Origin of the sequence: Aureitalea marina, assembly GCF_002943755.1 — a bacterium.
In the GTDB taxonomy this organism is placed as follows: domain Bacteria; phylum Bacteroidota; class Bacteroidia; order Flavobacteriales; family Flavobacteriaceae; genus Aureitalea; species Aureitalea marina.
Genome location: NZ_MQUB01000001.1, coordinates 212,852 through 233,351, shown reverse-complemented (window position 1 = coordinate 233,351; position 20,500 = coordinate 212,852). Strand labels below are relative to the sequence as shown.

The window sequence follows — 20,500 nt, the reverse complement described above, 5'->3', positions numbered from 1 at the left end:
ATTAGATTTGATGCTTTCTCTCTATGTCCATTCAGGTAGAACATATCAGTAAGCAATTCGGGGATCAGGTCGTGGTGAACGATTTGAACTTTGAAATTGAAAAAGGTGAAATCGTCGGTTTCCTCGGCCCAAATGGTGCTGGCAAATCGACCACCATGAAGATGCTGACCACCTTTTGGACACCTAGTTCCGGAAAAGCACTTGTGAACGGATTCTCTACTGAGACCCAACAAAAACAGGTGCAAAAAAGTATCGGATATCTGCCGGAGCACAATCCCTTGTACGAGGATATGTACGTAAGGGAGTACCTGGAATTTCAGGCCAGGATCTACCATACGGACCGAGACCGGATTCAATTGGTCATTGATCAGACCGGACTGCAGGATCAGTCCTTCAAGCGCATCGGCCAATTATCTAAAGGGTACAGACAGCGGGTTGGCTTGGCCGGAGCCCTGCTTCACGATCCGGAGGTTTTGATACTCGATGAACCCACCACCGGGCTGGACCCGAATCAGCTGATGGAGATTCGCCAGTTGATCCGCTCTGTTGGAGAAAAAAAGACGGTGCTGCTCTCTACGCATATCATGCAGGAAGTAGAGGCCATTTGCGACCGGGTGATCATCATACACCAGGGAGAGATCGTCCTGGATCAACCCATGAGTGAGCTAAGGGAAAGTGAGACCCAAGTGATAGAGGTCGAGTTTGATTACCGGGTGGAAGAAGTTCTTCTAAGCAGAATGGACTGGGTAAAAGAGGCTAAAAACGTCCACGATTTTGTGTATCAACTCACTGTCGATTCCGGCACCGATATGCGGTCTCGGGTATTTGACTTTGCCCAGGAAAATGGTCTGAAGATCCTGGAACTCCATCAAAAACATCAGTCGTTGGAAAAGCTTTTCGTAGAATTGACTAGTCGAAAATAAGCCGACCTCGGAAGAGTTCTTCCACTTCTACTATAGGCGGTTCGTTCTTGGAGATCACATCACCTATTCCCCGTATGCTTCCCCTCAAAGAACTGATTGGATGGATGATCAGTTTATTGGTCCCTCGGTGAATAAAGAAGATCTTGTCCACCAGGAAATCCGGGGATTCAACTCTAACGTCTCCATCGGCAAGTATAAAAGTTGCATTGTCCGCCACACCCTCCAAACGAAAAGTTGAGACCCCATTGGCTTCCAGTCGGAACGTTACGACTTGCAGATCGGTGAAGGTAAAATCGCCATCGGTCTGGAAGATATCTTCAGCTTCCCGATCCTCGGCTAATAAAGTTAGCCTGGGCCAACGGATAGGCCCTATATTCTCTATGGTCAGACCCGAACTGTTCCGGATCTCCTCTACATTGGGCGCAGTCACATAGATCCGGGTCACATCGTAATCCCTGAACAAATTACAGCTGTTCCTATCACTCAGTTTCAGTATGCTGTCCTCTACACGCACATTGACCTCATCGATCAGGTTCTCTCCCGTGCGAACAACAACTTTGGTCTCTGGTCCCTGGGAGACGAACAATTTGACTCGTTTAAAGACCATGATACTTTTAAAATCGGGTACTTCCACTTCTACTTCGACCAGATCACCCTCGGTACTGAGACAACCGGGCGCCTCCACTACGTCACAACCTATGTAGATAGTTGTGACAGCTATTAATACTAATATGTTGATCCAATTCTTTACCACAATCGTACTCCTATGCTAAATTCTGCCGCTTCTGCCTTGGCGTAGTGGGCCTTGACCGATACTCCTGCATGTAGAATATCCTCGTAAAAATACCATTTAATACCCAGGCGGTTATACACCCGATTCTCAAATTCGTAAGGCCAATACACATAATAACCCACCTGTACTTCAAACGCTAATTTGTTCAGCAATAACTCATGCCCTACAAATACTCCAACCCTTCTGTAATCCTCATCACCGGTGAGTCCATCAGTTGGAAAAGCTATGGATCGATAGCGGATCAGGTCGATCAGGAACTCCGACCAGAACACTTCTGCACCTGCCTGTATCTTACTCTTATAGTTCAGCCGCTTGTCTGCATATGCTGAGATCACATAAAACGGATGTTGCCCCAGACCATTGACATCGGCCTCGTTGATACCAGTCCTAAAGACCAGATTGTACTTGATCCGTTCCGCATATTCGGAACCACCACTGATCCGCTCAGATGGTGGGATGCGATAGGGCATGGCCATATGATCAAACTGATAACTGGCTCCGGCACTGAAATAAATGGTATTGGTACTGTTGTTAGGGGCCTTAAAATTCGCATTGGAATAGTGAATGAAACCTAGCCCCACATTAACCCCAAATCCACCAAAGAGATTCTCACGCACATAGTTTCCTCTTATCCAGGTGGTACTGAGTAAGGTACTCCCATAAGCATTGTTCTCGAAGTTGGTCTCCGGGTCGTATGGATTGGTGTTGAAGGCCAATCCTTGCCCCAATCCAAGTTGAAGATTTCTGTTAAAGAAGTAAAAGTTATAATGTCCGTAAAGTCCGTAGTTCTTACCCAGGATCGGATTCTTCATGTCCTGGTAAGCAAAGGTGATACCCCAATCCGGGTAATTATAACGACCCTCCCAATCATTATAACCATAGGTCTTTCGGTTATAACTCAGGATAAAACCGGTTGGGTGGCCAATGATCAAATGATTGATATCCGGGTTGTGCTCAATGATAGAACCATAAAAGGGCTCAAACTGTAGAGAGAACGGTTTGACCTCATTTTGTTGTGCAATACCAAGCCAGGCGGAGAATATTATGGTTAGTTGCAGGTAGTACCTCATGGTTCTAAAAAACGTGTAAATATACACTATTAGCCCTCCTTTCGGCAGGCCCTCAAAGGGATTAATTCTAACGCAGTTTTTTAGTGGATGTTATACCCTTCTAGCGAGTTACAGACAGAGCCTGATCGGGGCCCGTACTACGATTACTGGATTAGTCCGAAAAGATTAGTCTACCTGTAAAGAAAGTTTCTACCTCTACCACAGCTGGTCGATTAAGCGAGATCACATCACCGGTACCGTAGATCTCCCCGGTCAGGGACTGCTGTGGATTGACGATCATCACATTGGCGCTGCGTTGGAAAACGATCACCTCAGACACGATCAACTGACCGGCCTCGAGGCGCGGAAATTCGTCCGTAAAGCGATATCGCGCCTGCTGGACTCTCCCAGTTAGGTAGAATACGCTCTGTCCGTTGGCATTGACCAGCAGCCTTTCAGTGTCTAGGTCTAAGTAGAAATCACCACTTTTAAGCGGATCTGCTAAATTGCCTGTAGTGTTGCTTATCAGGTCCAGTTTGGGAAAACTTAACCTGCCTTCACCTCGAACATCGAAAGCCGATGCATTTCTGATCTCCAGAAGGTCTGGGGTGGTTACCACGGCTCGTGTAACTCCGTAGTCCCGAACCAGGTTACATCTGTTGTTATCTCGTATAACCAGAGTATTTTCCTCCACATAAACCTCTATATCCGAAAGCAGATTGGTACCAGTTTCAACGGTCACCGATTGGACGGCTCCCTGACGGATCAACAAGGAGACCCCATCCTCTATCCTGATTTTATCGAAAGAATCGACAGTGAAATCAACCGATATGCTATTGCCCTCTGTCTGTAAACAGTCCCATCCATCCTCGGAATTACATCCCAGGAAAGTGAAACAAATCAAAATGGCCAATAAATACTTCATACTACAATCTTACTCCCACTCCAAATTCGACACCTTCTACCTTCGCCCCATGAGATTTCATACTAACAACTCCGAAGAGTTTCGGTAGAAAAAAATAACGCAGACCTGCACGGATATAAGTACGCCCTTCAAAATCGTAAGGGTAATACACATAATAACCCAACTGGGCCAGGACGGATAATCGGTCGAAATGCAGGTCGTGACCCACAAACATCCCTACCCTCCTGTAGTCTTCATCTCCCGTTAAGTCCCTATCCAACTGGGAAGCCACCAAATACTCGATCTCCTTCTCCAGGAACTTCGAAAAGAATACCTCAGCTCCAAAAAGAAGGGAACTGGTATAACTGAGGCGTTTGTCGGCAAAAGCGGACAGCACCAGAAAGGGTTGACGACCCAGATTGAGATAATCGCTCTCATTGACTCCTGCACGAACCAAAAAATTGAACCTGATCTTGTCTTTTACCGCAGTGTCATTTTCCCTACCCTGATACTCCGGCTTTGGAGATCGATTCAATTGGTAATTGATCCCCAGGTTGAAGGTAAGGGCGTTGGTGCTGGAATTGGGAGCCCTAAAATTCCCATTGGAATAATGCAAGAAATGAAACCCGGCTTGTACACCAAACCCACTAAAGAGATCTTCCCATTTAAAATTCAATAGTACATAAGTGGAACTGAGCAGATCGGAACCATAGGCGTTATTCTTGAAATTGTCATTCAAGTCAAAGGGATTGGAGGCATAAGCAATTCCCTGACCTATCCTCAGCATCAGGTGTCGCTTTAGAAAATAGAAATTAGCGTGTGCGTAAAGACCGTAATTCTCTCCCAGGACCGAATAGCCGGAATTTTGATAGACAAAGGACAATCCCCAATCCGGGTAACCATAGGTTCGTTCCCACCTCCTTGCTCCAAAGGTCTTGCGGTTATAACTCAGGACCAAGCCCGTAGGATGGCCTTGAATGAGGTGAGCGATGTCCTTATTGTGCCTCAAAATACTGCCGTAGTAGTAATTGGCGTCTAATTCTTCAAATCGCGCATTATCCTGCGCCTGGATTCCCAGACAAAATAGCAGGGCAACAAACAATAAAGGGAGACGAAAGATCATCAGAAGGGGAGCTTGGAAAGATCTACATTCCCACCGGACAAAATGATCCCAACCCGCTTTCCGCGGAACTTTTCAGGCTCTTTCAATAAAGCTGCTACCGGAACCGCGCAGGAAGGTTCGATGATGATCTTAAGCCGTTCCCAAACCAATTTCAAAGCGGAAATGATCTCATCTTCTTCTACCCGGATAATTTGATCCACCAACTGTGTAATGATCGGAAAATTTACGGAACCCAGGGTAGTTCTGAGGCCGTCCGCAATGGTATCTGTTCTGGTATTGCCCTCGATCTTTCCGGAGAGAAGCGATCTGTAGGCGTCATCCACCAAAGCAGGTTCTGCACCTATTACCGTACAATCTTGACCGAAATAATGAGCGGCTAGTGCATTTCCGGCCAATAATCCTCCACCGCCCACCGGGGTCATTAATACATCCAGTTCGGGATGGTCTTGCAATAGCTCCATGCCCGCCGTAGCATTACCCAGTATCACTTCGATCTGATTGCTGGGATGAAGAAAGCTTGCGCCTTTACTGGCCACAATGTTCCCGGCATTCCGCTCCCTGGCCTCCAGGGTAGCCTCACATTGGATGATGTTTCCACCGTACTGCGTAACCGCTTTCTTCTTTACGTCAGGTGCATTGATCGGCATAACGATATGAGCTTCAACTCCAAGATTTGCCGCAGATAAAGCCACCGCTTGTCCAAAATTACCTGAAGAGTGGGTAACAACCCCAGAGCGCTGTTGGGCAGAACTAAGGTTACTAATGGCATTGAGGGCGCCACGCATTTTAAAAGAACCCGATTTCTGAAAGTTCTCGCATTTGAAGTAGACTTCTGCCCCGCTGATCTCGTTGATCAGGCGAGAGCTAAGAACAGGTGTTCTATGCACCAAATGACCTATTTGAGCATAGGTATGCTCCAGGTCTTGCTTGGAAGGTAGTGGTTTGGACACGCGCTAATTTAATCAAATTAGCGGTTGAAATGTATACCACATTCCCGTTTGGCCATGGCTTTGATGGGATCAAAATAATCGTATTCAGTAGGTAGGCCATTTTCAAGTAAATAGCGGTCCAACTGTGCATTATCAAAGTAATAAAAGGGTGATGCCTTGAGTACCCCTTCAGAATGAAGACTCAAGATGTCAATGGAATCCCTGTGATCTGTCTGACCATGTCTTAGATTAGAGAACCAGCAATCCGGTCTGTACTTCTGTAAAGCCCTTTCAAAAGGTTCCAACTTGGCCTGCCTGGACAGTTCGGCATGATAGGGGTTGTCTAGTCCAGGCTCTCCAAAATTATGCCTCAGAAAAGCTGTGGTCATCCTGGGGGAGAACACTTCCAGGTTAAGGTTAAGCATGTCGGTGAGCAGGACAGCATGCCGATAAGTGGCTTCAGTATTGAAACCCGTATCACACCAAACTACAGGAATATCAGGTCTCATTTGTGTCACCAGGTGCAATAGTGCCGCAGATCTGGGGCCAAAACTGGTGGAGATCAGCGGGCGCTCTGAACGAGATAAGAGGAATTCGACAGTTGCGCGAGGATCTTCATGCCTAAGGTTAGTGTTGAAGAGGTATAGGTTGTTTTGATCAATCATAAATTATTATTCCTATAGACTTAATAGGTTATACAAAAATAGACTTTATCTACAATTAAATGTTACAATAGGGTCAATGATTAATTAGATCGGCCAGGGTGGTCTTTTCCAAGACACTTAGTGTGTTGTCCCTAACGCGAATCATGAGGTGATGCACCGCACAGTCGGCTTCGTCCTGGCAGTCATCACAGCGCTCGTAAAAGTTCAGACTTACACAGGGTACAAGGGCAATTGGCCCTTCCAGTACTCGGTAGACTGTGGCGATCATGATCTGAGAAGGTTGATCCCGCAGGTAATAACCTCCGCCCTTCCCTTTCTTGGATCCCAGCATCCCGGTTTTTTTCAATTCCAGCAATATGCTCTCCAGAAATTTTCTCGAAATGGATTCAGACTTAGCAATATCGGATATGGGAACCGGCTGTTCACCCTGATTCAATGCGAGGTAGGTAAGCGCTTTAATACCATATTTAGTTTTGCGGGACAACATCCTAACGAAAATAATACAATCAGAACAACTCTTGGGCTATGGCTCTGATATTATTGCTCTTTCCCATGGAGTAATAATGGAGCACCGGTACACCATTGTCCATCAATTCCTTGCTTTGGGCTATGCACCACTCTATTCCCACTTGTCTGACTTCCTTATTGTTCTCACATTTGATCACTTCCTTGATCAACTCTTCCGGAAGATCAGCATTGAATCGATGCGGGATCAGATTGAGCTGCTTCTTAGTGGCCAGGGGTTTCAATCCCGGGATAATGGGTACGTCAATTCCTGCCTTACGACAACGATCCACAAATTCGAAATAGCATTTGTTGTCAAAGAACATTTGGGTGACCACATAGGATGCTCCTTTGGCGATCTTCTTTTTCAGAAAATGAATATCGCTGTCCAGGTTGGGGGCTTCCATGTGCTTCTCCGGATAGCCAGCAACGCCTATGCAAAAGTCCGTTTTGGCCTGGTTTTGTATTTCTTCGTCCAGGTATTCTCCTAGGTTCAATGCTATGATCTGACCCACCAGCTGTGAGGCGTACTCATGCCCGTCCTTTTCCGGCGTGAAATAGGTCTCTGTTTTTACGGCATCACCTCTTAAAGCCATTACATTGTCGATCCCCAGGAAGTTAAGATCGATCAGGAAGTTTTCGGTGTCTTCTCTGGTAAAACCTCCACATAGGATATGCGGAATAGCATCTACCTGGTATTTGTTCTGGATTGCCGCACAGATACCAACTGTACCAGGGCGTTTACGGACAATGTGTTTTTCCAATAGACCATTAGACAACTCCTTGTAAACATACTCTTCCCGATGATAGGTCACATCGATAAAGGGTGGATTGAATTCCATCAAGGGGTCTATATTCTCGAATATAGACTGGATATTCTGACCTTTGAGCGGTGGCAGAATCTCAAAGCTGAACAAGGTTTTGCCCTGGTTCTTATCCAGATGTTCTGTTACTTTCATGCTTCTGACAGGTTGGGGCGAAGCCACTTACGGGCTTCCGCAATTGTAATTCCTTTTCGTTTGGCATAATCGGCCAATTGATCCTCTTTGATCTTCCCAAGACCGAAGTATCTTGCCTGGGGATGGGCCAGATAATAACCGGAGACTGATGCTGCCGGCCACATAGCCAGATTCTCGGTCAATTGTACGCCTATACGTTCTTCCACCTGCAGTATCTTCCAGATGGTTTCTTTTTCGAGGTGGTCCGGACAAGCGGGATAACCCGGAGCAGGACGGATCCCCCTGTAGGACTCAGCGATCAGCTCTTCGTTATTCAATTCTTCGTCCTGACTGTACCCCCAATGCCTGGTCCTGACCTGCTTGTGGAGGTACTCTGCAAAGGCCTCTGCCAAACGGTCTGCCAAGGCCTTGATCATGATGGATTGGTAATCGTCGTGATCCTTCTGATAGGAGTCTGCCAGCTGGTCAGCTCCAAATCCGGCGGTCACACAGAAGCATCCGATGTGATCCTGTAATCCACTTTCTATCGGGGCTACGAAATCGGCTAATGCCAGGTTGGAACGGCCACTGGCCTTTCTTGTTTGCTGGCGAAGGGTGTTGAAGGTCTGGGTTCCCAGATCTTGAGTTTCGACCATGATATCATCAACTTCAGCATTGGCCGGAAACAGGCCAAAAACTGCTTTTGCCTGCAGTGATTTCTCTTGAATGAGTTCTTTCAAGGTCTGTTGAGCGTCATTAAATAATTCGGTGGCCTGGGCGCCTACCAACTCATCCTCCAATATGTCCGGGAAACGACCATGAAGGTCCCAACTGCGGAAAAAGGGTGTCCAATCAATGAATTCTTCCAATTTTTCCATTGGTAGATCATCGATCTGCTGAATACCTAATTCCAAAGGCTTGACCAGATCTTCACCTCTCCACTCAATGGCGAACTTGTTCTTCCTAGCAGTCTCGATAGAAATGTATTCCTTGGTTTGCTGTCTTTCCAGGAATCGATCACGGAACTGGGCATAGTCCTCCTTCAGCTCCCTGGTATAATTGTCTGATTTGTCCCTTTGTAAAAGATCGCCCACTACGGTCACGGCCCTGGAGGCATCGTTTACATGAACAACGGCGTGCTGATACTGTGGGTCGATCTTAACAGCTGTATGGGCCTTGCTGGTCGTGGCACCACCAATCAGTAGAGGGACCTGAAAATCCTGGCGCTGCATCTCCTTAGCCAGGAAGACCATTTCGTCCAGGGAGGGTGTAATCAGCCCACTTAGTCCAATGATGTCAACTTCTTTTTCTCTAGCCTCCGATATTATACGCTCTGGTGGGACCATGACCCCCAGATCGATGATTTCGTAGTTGTTACAGGCCAAAACCACGGAGACAATATTCTTGCCAATGTCGTGAACATCCCCTTTTACAGTAGCCATTAGGATCTTCCCTTGAGAGGACATAGATGCGTCTTTATCTTCTTCGATATATGGCAGTAGATAAGCAACCGCCTTTTTCATCACCCGAGCCGATTTGACTACCTGGGGCAGGAACATCTTGCCGCTCCCAAACAAATCACCGACCACATTCATACCAGTCATCAGGTGCCCCTCAATGACCTGAATCGGTCTATCCACCGCTTGTCTCGCCTCCTCTACATCCTCTTTGATATAGGCATCGATCCCTTTGACCAGGGCCCGGGTGATCCGCTCTTGTAATGAGTCCTCTCTCCAGGATTCATCGGCCTTGTTCTCTTTGGTTTGCCCTTTTACTGTCTCGGCAAAATTCAAGAGTCGTTCTGTGGCATCTGCTCTTCTGTCCAGGATAACATCTTCTACATGCTCTAACAGATCCTTGGGAATATCGTCGTAAACTTCCAGCATGGCTGGATTAACAATACCTATGTTCATCCCTGCTTGTATGGCATGATAAAGAAAGACGGAATGCATGGCTTCCCTAACCACATTGTTACCGCGAAAACTAAAGGAGACATTACTAACTCCTCCACTCACGCTACAGTGCGGCAGGTTCTGACGTACCCATCTGGTGGCTTCAATAAAGTCTGTAGCATTGCGCCGATGTTCTTCCATCCCAGTAGCCACCGGGAAGATATTGAGATCCAGGATGATGTCCTCCGGCGGGAAACCGACCTCTTCCACCAAAATTCGGTAGGAGCGCTGGGCGATCTCTATCCTTCTGTCGTAATTATCTGCCTGACCCACCTCGTCAAAGGCCATGATGATCACAGCTGCACCGTAGCGCCGGATCAGTTTGGCCTGGCGAATAAACTCTTCCTCGCCTTCTTTTAGGCTGATGGAATTGACCACACATTTTCCCTGCACCACTTGTAGTCCAGCCTCGATGATCTCCCATTTGGAGCTATCGATCATGATGGGCACCCGCGCGATATCAGGTTCGGCCATGACCAGGTTCAGGAAGCGGACCATTGCTTCCCGGCCATCGATCAGCCCGTCGTCCATATTGATATCGATGATCTGGGCCCACCCTCTACTTGATGCCTTGCGATCTCCAGGGCTGTAATGTAGTCACCAGCCTTGATCAGTCTCAGAAAGCGAGCGGATCCGGCCACATTGGTTCGCTCACCCACATTGATAAAATTGCTCTCGGGCGTAATGACCAAGGGTTCAAGTCCTGATAATTTAAGCGGTCGATATGTTTCGGAGCTCATCGACATGGTTTACAGGACAGCTTGTAGATTAGGTATGATTCTCGGGCTGTAATCTTGCGCAACTTCTGCAATAGACTTTATGTGCTCGGGCGATGTGCCGCAACATCCTCCAATTATATTGATCAGTCCCTTCTCCAGGTAGACCCGTATTTGTTCTGCCATTTCCTCCGGGCTTTGATCATACTCACCAAAGGCATTGGGCAGGCCGGCATTTGGATAAGCGGAAATAGCGGTTCCACTCCGATTAGCAACAACTTCCAGGTAGGGTCTCAACTGGCTTGCTCCCAGGGCACAATTAAAACCTACACTCAGCAATTGGGTGTGATCGATTGAGATCAGGAAGGCCTCCGCCGTTTGTCCTGACAAAGTTCTTCCCGAAGCATCAGTTATTGTACCGCTGACCATGACCGGGATATTCAATTTGAGCTCATCCCTGATCTGGTCAATGGCAAATAAGGCTGCCTTGGCATTCAAGGTGTCGAAGACTGTTTCTACTAAAAGACAATCCACACCACCATCCACCAGGGCCTCTGCCTGTAGTTTATAAGCCTTTCTGAGTTCGTCAAAACTAACTGCCCGAAAGCCCGGATCGTTCACATCCGGCGACATGCTGGCAGTCTTGTTAGTGGGACCCATGGCACCGGCAACGAATCTTGGCTTATCTGGTTGATCGGCGGTTAGCTCATCGGCCACTTGACGGGCAATTCGGGCCGCTTCAAAATTTATCTCATATACCAGGTCTTCCATTTGGTAATCGGCCATGGCGATGGTGGTTCCGGAAAAGGTGTTGGTCTCCACCATGTCCGCACCTGCCTCAAAATAGGCTCGGTGGACTGATGCCACTGCCTCGGGCTGAGTGATACAAAGCAGATCGTTATTTCCTTTGACGGAAACGGGATGATCTTTAAACCGATCCCCTCGAAAATCTTCCTCGCTAAACTTGTATTGCTGTAACATGGTCCCCATGGCTCCATCCAGGACCAGAATGCGTTCTTTTACAGCTTGGTAAAGATCTTTACTCATCATTAATTATTTAGGGCTTGAAGAAGGTCGGTCCAAATATCTTCCACATGTTCCAGACCAACAGACATACGGACCAGGCCATCGGTAATTCCAACCTGCAGTCGTTCTTCCGAACTCAGTTTGCTGTGTGTAGTGGAGGCTGGATGAGTAACAATGGTCCTCGTATCTCCCAAATTTGCTGAAAGTGAACAAAGGGCAATCTTGTTTAGGAATTCTCTCCCTACCTCCAGGCCACCGGCTAGCTCGAAGGCCACGATATTACCTCCCCGCTTCATCTGCTTACGGGCAATCTCCGAGGACGGATGGGAATCCAGGAATGGATACTTAACGCGCTTAATGGACGAATGCTCTTCCAATCTCGTTGCCAATATCTCTGCATTGTCGCAGTGTTTCTCAACTCTCACGGCCAGAGTCTCCAAACTCTTGGAAAGCACCCAGGCGTTGAATGGGGATAAAGCGGGTCCGGTATTGCGGGCAAAGAGATAGATCTCCCTGATCAGGTCCTTCTGCCCTACGGTTATACCTCCCAGCACCCTGCCTTGGCCATCGATGAGCTTAGTAGCCGAATGAATGACCAAATGGGCACCAAAATCGATGGGGCGCTGTAAATAAGGTGTGGCGAAACAGTTATCTACCACAAAAAGCAACCCTCTTTCCCTAGCAAATTGACCCAAGAACTCCAGGTCCAGTATCTCTATTGCCGGATTGGTGGGAGTTTCCACATAGAGGATCTTCGTCTCAGGTAGGACAAAGTCGTCCAACTGATCCACCTGATCGGCACCAAAATAGGTGGTGTTGATATTCCATTTGGGCAGGTAACGGGTAAACAACCCATGGGTACTCCCAAAGACCGACCGACAACTCAAAATGTGATCGCCAGACTTCAGCAAAGCAGCAAAAGTGGAAAAAACGGCAGCCATACCGGTGGCAAATGCATATCCCGCCTCTGCACCTTCCAAAAGACACATTTTGTCTACTAATTCTGAGGTATTGGGATTGGTAAACCGACTGTATATCGCTCGCTCTTTTTCCTCTGCAAAAGAAGCCCGCATGTCCTCGGCATCGTCAAAGACAAAGCTGGAGGTCAGGAACAAAGGATTGGAGTGTTCCTGGAAAGCGGTTCTCTCCATTTGAGTACGGATAGCCTGCGTTTCAAAATGACTCATTCTAAAAGTTCTCCGTTAAGTACTACTCTGTAATCGATCTTGACCCTGGGTTGAAGGGTTATGGAGACCGAACAATATTTTTCAAAACTCAACCCTACAGCCCGTTTGGCCTTAGCCGGTGGAATATCACCCTCCAGGTACATGGTCACTAGTATGGATTCAAAAGGTTTGGCTCCTCCCACTTCCATTCGGCTCCCTTCAACCTCAATGCGGTAATCATCGATGACCAGCTTTTGTTTTTGCAGGATAAAGATCACATCGATGGCACTGCAACCACCCACTCCCATCAATACCAGCTCCATCGGACTTGCTCCATGGACCTCATCTCCGGTTTTATTATCAATATGAACAGGTACACCTGTCGCACCTATGGCCTCGAATAAGAACTGATCGTTTTTTCTTTCTAAATTGACTTTCATCTCGTATAAATTTTAGGGAAATCGATGTGTTTCAATGGATCAATTGCCCTATCCGTAAAATATCGCCTAGCACACCTCGAGCAGTTACATCCGCTCCTGCTCCCGCACCTTGGATGACCAAGGGGTGTTTCTGGTAATTGGGAGTGAATATCTCGAATATGGTATCAGATCCAGCCAATCCGCCCAGGTTACTCTGTTTATTGACAACCTGAAGCCCGGCTTGCATCATAATTCCCTCTTTATGTTCTGCCCCGATCTTCAGATCAGCTACATAACGAAGAACCTGACCAGGAGACAAATTCTTTCTGCGGATATGCATCCCCACATTCAATTCTTCAATTCGGTTCTCAAATTCCAAAGGACTTAACTTTCTAAGGTCTGCGGGTATCAGATTTTGAATCTGCACCTGATCCAATTCACAGGACAATCCCAACTCCCGCGCCAATATAGCCAACTTACGGCCAACATCGGCACCACTCAGATCGAGCCGGGAATCGGGCTCAGTAAGCCCACCAGTCCTAGCCTTGGCCAGTACCTTGGAAAAAGGTTGAACCGATTGAGAGAATTCATTGAAGATATAAGAAAGGGAACCTGAAAATACTCCCCGGACCCTGGTAACCTTTTCTCCCGAAAGACTAAGCAATTTCAGCGTATCGATAAGCGGAAGACCGGCGCCCACATTAGTTTCATAGAAATAATGCTTGTTGTTCTGTCGCAACAACTCTCTCAGGCCATTGTATTGAGCATGGCTACTCACATTGGCCAATTTGTTGGAAGAAACCAAATTGAAACCAGCTCGGATTAAATCAGGATACTTGTCTACCAATTCCTGGGAGGCAGTGTTATCCACCGCAATAAGATTCTGCAGTTTGTTCTCCTTGGCATAACGAATGACCGCACTAACTCCAGATGACTCTCCGGATCCCGTCAGGTCTTTATGCCAGTTGCCACTGAGGCTATCCTCCCCGAGTAATAAGTTGGTAGAATTAGCAACTGCAATTACTCGAATATCGAGTTTGTTCTCTTCACAAATTCGTAGCCTGGCTTCCAAGAGTTGCTCCAATAACCGACCTCCTACCTGACCACATCCGAATACAGCCAGATTGATCCGTTTACGACCGATGCAATCCAGATCGATGCGGGCCTCAGACGGCCTGGAGATGAAAGTCTGTGCTGTACTCATCGTTTTGGACTATAGGGTTAAAGACTGGTTGGAGAATTCTGTCCAACTGCTGGTACTCGATCAGGAAAGCATCGTGTCCGTGAATAGACTCGATCTGATGGTAACTGATCTGTTGTTTTACTGAACTGAGCCTCTCAAAAGTTTGACGGATCTCCTGGTCCAGGTAAAATCCATCACTATCTACTCCGATCAGGTGGATGGCGCCGCTAATGGGGCCCACTAGATCCTCAAGTTCTCGACCAGCCGCCGTGATGTCTGCTGTCATCAGTAAATGATTCATCAGGGTATAGGCTTGTAAACCAAATCTCCGTTGCAATTTTTGACCGTGGTGCAGCAGCCAGCTTTCGATGTCAAACAACTTACGATCAGCATCCCATTTCCTTCCGAATTTCTCCTTGAATGATTCCGGGGACCGATAAAAGGTCATAGCATGAACCCGGGCATCGTGTAATGGCCTAATCGAGTTCTCCAGGATCTGTTTCTGTACGCGGCATTGAGCCAGTAACCAATCTGATGCCTTCCAATCTGAAGCCACAGGAATGATGTGATCAAACAACTCAGGTTGCAAAACGGCCATCTGCCAAAGGATGCTGCCTCCCAAGGAACCACCGATCCCGGCGAAGATTGATTGAATTTCCAGTTGCCTTATTCCAGCCAGAAACAATTGGGCGACATCGTAGACGCTGAAGTCCTCCGGTTTAGAAACCAGGTAATTATCAAAGCCGTTGCCGGGAATGTTAAAGGCCAGTACGGTGTACCGATTAGTGTCAATGGTGCAACCAGACCCGATCAGGCGGTTCCACCAGCCGTCCGAACCGGACACATGGCTGTTCCCGGTCAATGCATGATTGACCAGTACCATCGGAGCCCGGCCAAGTCGGGGTCCGAATAACTCATAACTCAGGGGTATCTCATCCAGCAGGACTCCTGTCCTGGTCTGGAAATCGCGGATGGTCAACTGCTTCATGACTCCGCGTTCTTAGTGGTCCAAATGGCATTTCGGCCTTTTGGAGGTTTGGAGAGAATATACTCTGCCGCTGTTCTGTGTTCTTTCATTTTTCTTATTTGAGTTAAACAGATGAAAAACCCAAAGCCAAAATCCACCCTAAGGTGTCCTTTACCAGAAAAATGTTATGAAGAAATTATGCGATAATTCGGAAGAACTATCGTTTGGTTATCTATCCCCGGCCAGGCCGGCGTAGAATTTAGCACCTTCTTTCAAGGGAAAGGGTTGCTAAGGTTTCACAGGGTCTAATCCCTCCACCTTTCTTGATAACATTTCAGTAAACTGTTGAACTTTGCGAGCACAAATATTCCGACAGAAAATTTTATTTTCCAAATTCTCAGGTGGAAATTTGCTCTCGGATCCGGATTTTCTCTTGTATGATGTCCTGTATCGGCCGTTTCTCGATATTGCTCTCCAGCCAGGATAGAATGTCCAGATAGAGAAAACTCCTTCGCTCGTAGGGGTGATCTTCGTATTGCTTCAATTTTCCATGTAATTCACGGAAAGCATCCTTGATCTGATGTGGGTAGATATCGCCCAAACCTCTGAGGAAACGGATCATTTCCTTTTGAACCTCGTATAGATCTTCCATCTTGATCAGGTACTTGTAGGTACTCTTGATCAGGCTATCTAAGTGATAGTCCATACCGGCTTCATAATGGGCAACAAGGTTTAGGATTCGAGCGAAACACAAGAGATCCTCCCGCATTTTGAGTGATTTGTTGGAGATGATCCTATCCAGGTACTCGATACACTTCTTTAGCTGCCAGGCACCGAAATACATACAGGCGATCTTATAATTGAAAACCATGATATGATGTTCGTCCAATTGCTGACCATATTGATTGATCCCATCTTCCACCTCATTAACCAGGGACAAGCCGTTTGCAAACTCACCCTCCAGGAAGTACTGATTCATCTTGTGGGAATATAGATAGAGGAAACTCAAACTGTTTACGTTGTCATCCTTTGGAAAATTAGGATGACCAAGTCGATTCTCCAATTGCTCAAGGGCTTGTGTAAAGCGTTTCCTATCCTGAATAAAGAAAAGGGACTCCAACAGATATTGCTGGCCACGCAGGTAAAAGACCGGGTGGGTCTGTATCATCTTTTCATTGGTCTCGAATAGACTGACCCATTTACTGGCATAGCGATAGCAAGAGCGAAAATCCTGGATCAGAAAGCTATACCACAGATAGACCTTGTAGAGCCATAATTTTTCCCGAAGTCCTAAATCGGCTATATCATATGAGGGCAAGCGTGCATTAAAGAAGTTCTTCAGCCTTTCGTATTCCTGTTCGTTTTTGGCATATCCACTTTTGAGGAACTCGCTGTACAGGTCCAGAGATAGATTAGAGAGTTTGCTAGCCAGTACATTCTGGTGTGTAACCTCTTCGGATTCGGCTATCAGCTGATCTGCACGGTTACGGATACTGCGGGTGATGTATTGAGATTCGATCACCTTCTCCAGTTCGATGATCTCGCTGGCTATGAGCTTTTCCTCATATTCCAGGGCTTGATTCTTGGCCCTATCCAGGAGTTTGAGACTTTGATTATACAAGCCCTTTCGGTACAGTATGGTGGCAAAATCCAACTGTTCCCGCAATTGCGTTCTCACATTTTGCTGAGAAGGACTTAAGCGGAGACTGACCAGTATCTGACGGTATAGATGCGCCTTTAGATTGGGTAGTTGCCTCTTCCCTATTCCTATCTTATCCAATACCAAATCCTCTTGGTAAGTGGATAATCTGTCCAGAATATTGAACAGTTGAAGAAATTTCGAATCTTCATTGCCCTCTAATCGGCCCACATAGAGTTTGAACTGCCGTTTCTCCGATTTGGAGAGCGATTTGACCAATTGGAACAAATTGTCTTTTGCAGGCTTGGGCATAGGATAAAATATCGACTCAAATACCTGTAAAACAAATATTTATACAGTCTATTTAGTTGATTAACACCGTAGTGATTTCAGGAATTTCGAGCCATTAGCGAATTCCAAAATATAAATTCGCTATAGAAAAAGAAAATTATTTCTATGCCCAACGAGCACGTTCAAATTTTCGATACTACACTCAGGGATGGTGAACAAGTCCCAGGATGCAAATTAAACACCCAACAGAAGGTCATAATTGCCAAACAGTTGGACCAACTAGGGGTCGATGTGATCGAAGCCGGTTTCCCCATCTCCAGTCCTGGAGATTTCAAGTCAGTTGAAGCTGTTTCACAGACAGTCGAAAACGCTACAGTCTGTGGTTTGACCCGCGCTGTGAAAAAGGATATTGAAGTGGCCGCTGAAGCCTTGAAAAAGGCCAGGAAGCCCAGAATCCATACCGGTATCGGCACGTCGGACTCCCACATCAAACACAAGTTCAAATCGACCAGGGAAGAAATACTGGTCCGTGCATACGAAGCGGTGAAATACGCCAAAAGCTTTGTAGAGGATGTGGAATTCTATGCGGAGGACGCTGGTAGAACAGACAATGAATATCTGGCCAGGGTATGTGAAGAGGCCATCCGAGGAGGGGCTACTGTGCTCAATATTCCGGATACAACAGGATACTGCCTGCCGAGTGAATACGGTGCGAAGATCAAATACCTGAAGGAAAACGTTCGGGGCATTGAGAAAGCCATCCTTTCCTGCCATTGCCACAATGACCTGGGGTTGGCTACGGCCAATTCTGTAGAAGGGACCATTAACGGAGCTCGGCAAGTTGAATGTACCATCAACGGTATTGGTGAGCGAGCTGGGAATACTGCACTGGAAGAGGTAGTAATGGTATTCAAGCAACACCCCTACCTCAATCTGGTCACGGGAATAAAGACAGAATTACTCTATCAGACCAGTCAATTGGTCTCCGAAAGCATGGGAATCTACACCCAGCCTAACAAAGCTATTGTTGGATCCAATGCTTTTGCTCATAGTTCCGGCATCCACCAGGACGGGGTGATCAAGAACCGGGAGACCTACGAGATAATCGATCCAAAGGATGTAGGGGTCAATCACTCGGCCATTGTACTAACGGCAAGAAGCGGTCGTGCTGCCTTGGCTTACCGAGCCAAAAATTTGGGTTACGAATTGACCAAGCTCCAACTGGACGAGGTCTATGCGAATTTCCTGGATTTTGCCGACCGGAAGAAAGAGATCGAAGATGACGACATTCATCAGATCATTGAGACCTCATCGATCTATTCACAAATCATATCATCTGCCTCTTGAAAACACTCTTTGATAAGGTATGGGACTCACATGTGGTCGATTCGGTAACGGATGGGCCACAAGTTTTGTATATCGATACCCATTTGATCCATGAAGTAACCAGCCCACAAGCCTTCCAGGAACTGGAAGAGCGCGCTATACCCATCTTCAGACCCGATCAGATCTTTGCCACTGCAGATCACAATACCCCTACCCTGAACCAGCATTTACCGGTTGAGGATCCGCTTTCGCGTAAGCAACTTCAACAGCTTAGTGAAAACTGCGAGAAACACGGTATCAGCCTCTTCGAATTAGGGCACATGAATAACGGCATCGTTCATGTTATGGCTCCGGAGCAAGGGATCACTCAACCCGGGAAGACGATGGTCTGTGGAGATTCCCATACGTCCACTCACGGTGCGTTTGGGGCTATTGCCTTTGGGATAGGAACCAGTCAGGTAGCCCAGGTATTTGCCAGCCAATGTCTACTTCTGACCAAGCCGAAAAGCATGCGAGTAACGGTAAATGGCGATCTGGCTCCTGGCGTATTGCCTAAAGATGTCATCCTGTACATCATCTCACAGATCGGGACCAATGCCGGAACCGGTTATTTCTGCGAGTATGCCGGAGATGTCTTTGAGAAGATGAGCATGGAAGGCCGTATGACCGTTTGCAATATGAGTATCGAAATGGGGGCACGCGGGGGAATGATCGCCCCGGACCAAACCACTTTCGATTATATGCAGGGTCGTCCCTACGCTCCCAAAGGAGAAGAATGGGAAGCCAAACTGGCCTATTGGAAATCTTTGCCCACAGATAGCGGGGCAAGTTTTGACAAAGAATTTCATTTTGATGCTGCAGACATCAAACCCATGATCACTTACGGTACCAATCCCGGCATGGGAATGGGATTAGGTGAACTCATACCCAATTCCGATGATGCTTCCTTTAAGAAGTCCTTGGATTATATGGGCTTGGAGGCAGGCAGTAATTTGATGGAAATGCCAATCAATTTTGTCTTCATCGGTAGTTGCACCAACTCCCGTATAGAAGACTTTCGAGTGGCTGCGGATTATATCAAAGGAAAAAGAAAGGCTGACAATGTAACGGCCTGGCTGGTGCCCGGCAGTAAGCAGGTCGAGTCACAGATCGATCGTGAGGGACTTCGGGATATCTTTACCGAAGCCGGATTCGAGATCAGGCAACCGGGATGCTCTGCTTGCCTGGCCATGAACGATGATAAGATACCTCAAGGAGAATATTGCGTTTCCACTTCCAATCGGAATTTTGAAGGGCGTCAGGGGCAGGGCGCGCGAACCATCCTGGCTAGTCCACTGGTAGCAGCTGCAACAGCCATCGAAGGAAAGATAGTGGATGTTAGTAAACAATTGAATTAGCATGGAAAAATTTGATCGACTTATATCGAGAGCTGTTCCCCTTGCCGTGGACAATGTGGATACGGACCAGATCATTCCGGCCCGATTCCTTAAGGCAACGGACAAAAAAGGCTTTGGTGATAATGTCTTTCGCGATTGGAGATACGACGGAGAAGATCAGCCAATTCCCGGTTTCCCCCTGAACGATTCGACCTATGACGGTCAGATCCTGGTTGCCGGAGACAACTTTGGTTGTGGTTCCAGCAGGGAACATGCTGCCTGGGCCTTAGTTGGCTATGGCTTCAAAGTGGTGATTTCCTCTTATTTTGCGGATATATTCAAGGGCAACTCCTTGAACAACGGCCTGTTACCTATACAGGTTAGTCCGGAATTCCTGGAGCGTCTTTTTGACGCTGTAAAACAAGATCCTTCTACCCAATTGGTGGTCGATCTTGAGAAACAACTTTTGAGGACGGAGGATAAAACACTGCAGATCAATTTTGAAATTGATCCATACAAGAAAATGTGTCTGATCAACGGATATGACGACATCGACTTCCTGATCAGTAAGAAGGATAAAATCGAGGCCTTCGAAACCAAAAAGTACTAGT

At 47.0% G+C, this 20,500-nt stretch carries 18 protein-coding genes, 1 pseudogene and 1 riboswitch; of the genes and pseudogenes, 4 read left to right on the top strand and 15 right to left on the bottom strand.

Features of this window, described 5'->3' with window-relative positions; genetic code table 11:
• Positions 1–23 precede the first annotated feature (23 nt).
• Positions 24–923 (top strand): gliding motility-associated ABC transporter ATP-binding subunit GldA, encoded by a 900-nt coding sequence (gene gldA / locus BST85_RS01095; RefSeq protein WP_104811573.1) that lies wholly within the window; start codon positions 24–26, stop codon positions 921–923.
• Here gldA and BST85_RS01090 read toward each other — a convergent pair.
• The 15 genes and pseudogenes from BST85_RS01090 to BST85_RS01020 all read right to left on the bottom strand — a co-directional run bounded on the left by BST85_RS01090 (position 910) and on the right by BST85_RS01020 (position 17,208).
• Positions 910–1,677: a head GIN domain-containing protein gene (locus BST85_RS01090; RefSeq protein ID WP_104811572.1), complete on the bottom strand. Its 768-nt coding sequence runs from the start codon at positions 1,675–1,677 to the stop codon at positions 910–912. The two genes, gldA and BST85_RS01090, sit on opposite strands and share 14 nt — an antisense overlap.
• Positions 1,671–2,786, bottom strand: a complete 1,116-nt coding sequence (locus BST85_RS01085; RefSeq protein ID WP_104811571.1) for an acyloxyacyl hydrolase — start codon at positions 2,784–2,786, stop codon at positions 1,671–1,673. Before BST85_RS01085 ends, BST85_RS01090 begins: the two co-directional genes overlap by 7 nt.
• A gap of 151 nt (positions 2,787–2,937) precedes the next feature.
• The gene (locus BST85_RS01080) at positions 2,938–3,690 is read right to left on the bottom strand and encodes a head GIN domain-containing protein (RefSeq protein ID WP_104811570.1); all 753 of its coding nucleotides are present in this window, start codon (positions 3,688–3,690) and stop codon (positions 2,938–2,940) included.
• 1 nt (position 3,691) lies between these two features.
• Positions 3,692–4,792 carry an acyloxyacyl hydrolase gene (locus BST85_RS01075; protein ID WP_104811569.1) on the bottom strand — a complete coding sequence of 367 codons (1,101 nt, stop codon included), beginning with the start codon at positions 4,790–4,792 and terminating at the stop codon, positions 3,692–3,694.
• Positions 4,792–5,742, bottom strand: a complete 951-nt coding sequence (locus BST85_RS01070; RefSeq protein WP_425427867.1) for a threonine ammonia-lyase — start codon at positions 5,740–5,742, stop codon at positions 4,792–4,794. The genes BST85_RS01075 and BST85_RS01070 overlap by 1 nt, the downstream gene beginning before the upstream one ends.
• Positions 5,743–5,759: 17 nt before the next feature.
• A complete protein-coding gene (locus BST85_RS01065) occupies positions 5,760–6,386 on the bottom strand; it encodes a phosphoadenosine phosphosulfate reductase domain-containing protein (RefSeq protein WP_104811568.1) in 627 nt (208 codons plus the stop codon).
• Positions 6,387–6,459: 73 nt separating this feature from the next.
• Positions 6,460–6,873 (bottom strand): RrF2 family transcriptional regulator, encoded by a 414-nt coding sequence (locus BST85_RS01060; RefSeq protein WP_104811567.1) that lies wholly within the window; start codon positions 6,871–6,873, stop codon positions 6,460–6,462.
• A 19-nt stretch (positions 6,874–6,892) separates the two neighbouring features.
• On the bottom strand, positions 6,893–7,849 hold the full coding sequence (metF, locus tag BST85_RS01055) for a methylenetetrahydrofolate reductase [NAD(P)H] (protein ID WP_104811566.1): 957 nt from the start codon (positions 7,847–7,849) through the stop codon (positions 6,893–6,895).
• Positions 7,846–10,526, bottom strand: a pseudogene (metH, locus tag BST85_RS01050) (methionine synthase). The gene metF and the pseudogene metH overlap by 4 nt, the downstream one beginning before the upstream one ends.
• Positions 10,527–10,529: 3 nt before the next feature.
• Positions 10,530–11,543: a homocysteine S-methyltransferase family protein gene (locus BST85_RS01045; protein WP_104811565.1), complete on the bottom strand. Its 1,014-nt coding sequence runs from the start codon at positions 11,541–11,543 to the stop codon at positions 10,530–10,532.
• Positions 11,544–11,545: 2 nt separating this feature from the next.
• Entirely contained in the window at positions 11,546–12,709 is a 1,164-nt protein-coding gene (locus BST85_RS01040) for a trans-sulfuration enzyme family protein (RefSeq protein ID WP_104811564.1), read from the bottom strand.
• Positions 12,706–13,128 (bottom strand): OsmC family protein, encoded by a 423-nt coding sequence (locus BST85_RS01035; protein WP_104811563.1) that lies wholly within the window; start codon positions 13,126–13,128, stop codon positions 12,706–12,708. Before BST85_RS01035 ends, BST85_RS01040 begins: the two co-directional genes overlap by 4 nt.
• A 31-nt stretch (positions 13,129–13,159) precedes the next feature.
• Positions 13,160–14,311 (bottom strand): homoserine dehydrogenase family protein, encoded by a 1,152-nt coding sequence (locus BST85_RS14430; protein WP_104811562.1) that lies wholly within the window; start codon positions 14,309–14,311, stop codon positions 13,160–13,162.
• Positions 14,274–15,278 carry an alpha/beta fold hydrolase gene (locus tag BST85_RS14425; RefSeq protein ID WP_104811561.1) on the bottom strand — a complete coding sequence of 335 codons (1,005 nt, stop codon included), beginning with the start codon at positions 15,276–15,278 and terminating at the stop codon, positions 14,274–14,276. The genes BST85_RS14430 and BST85_RS14425 overlap by 38 nt, the downstream gene beginning before the upstream one ends.
• A gap of 204 nt (positions 15,279–15,482) precedes the next feature.
• A riboswitch (SAM riboswitch) is annotated at positions 15,483–15,590 on the bottom strand.
• Positions 15,591–15,654: 64 nt separating this feature from the next.
• The gene (locus BST85_RS01020) at positions 15,655–17,208 is read right to left on the bottom strand and encodes a hypothetical protein (RefSeq protein WP_104811560.1); all 1,554 of its coding nucleotides are present in this window, start codon (positions 17,206–17,208) and stop codon (positions 15,655–15,657) included.
• A gap of 144 nt (positions 17,209–17,352) precedes the next feature.
• Here BST85_RS01020 and BST85_RS01015 point away from each other — a divergent pair, with 144 nt between their 5' ends.
• Genes BST85_RS01015 through leuD form a run of 3 tightly spaced genes read left to right on the top strand, consistent with a single transcriptional unit; the run spans position 17,353 to position 20,499 of the window.
• Positions 17,353–18,534, top strand: coding sequence for a 2-isopropylmalate synthase (locus tag BST85_RS01015; protein ID WP_104811559.1), 1,182 nt, complete (start codon positions 17,353–17,355; stop codon positions 18,532–18,534).
• Positions 18,531–19,910, top strand: a complete 1,380-nt coding sequence (leuC, locus tag BST85_RS01010) for a 3-isopropylmalate dehydratase large subunit (RefSeq protein WP_425427866.1) — start codon at positions 18,531–18,533, stop codon at positions 19,908–19,910. Before BST85_RS01015 ends, leuC begins: the two co-directional genes overlap by 4 nt.
• A gap of 1 nt (position 19,911) precedes the next feature.
• Positions 19,912–20,499, top strand: coding sequence for a 3-isopropylmalate dehydratase small subunit (gene leuD, locus BST85_RS01005; RefSeq protein ID WP_104811557.1), 588 nt, complete (start codon positions 19,912–19,914; stop codon positions 20,497–20,499).
• Position 20,500 lies beyond the last annotated feature (1 nt).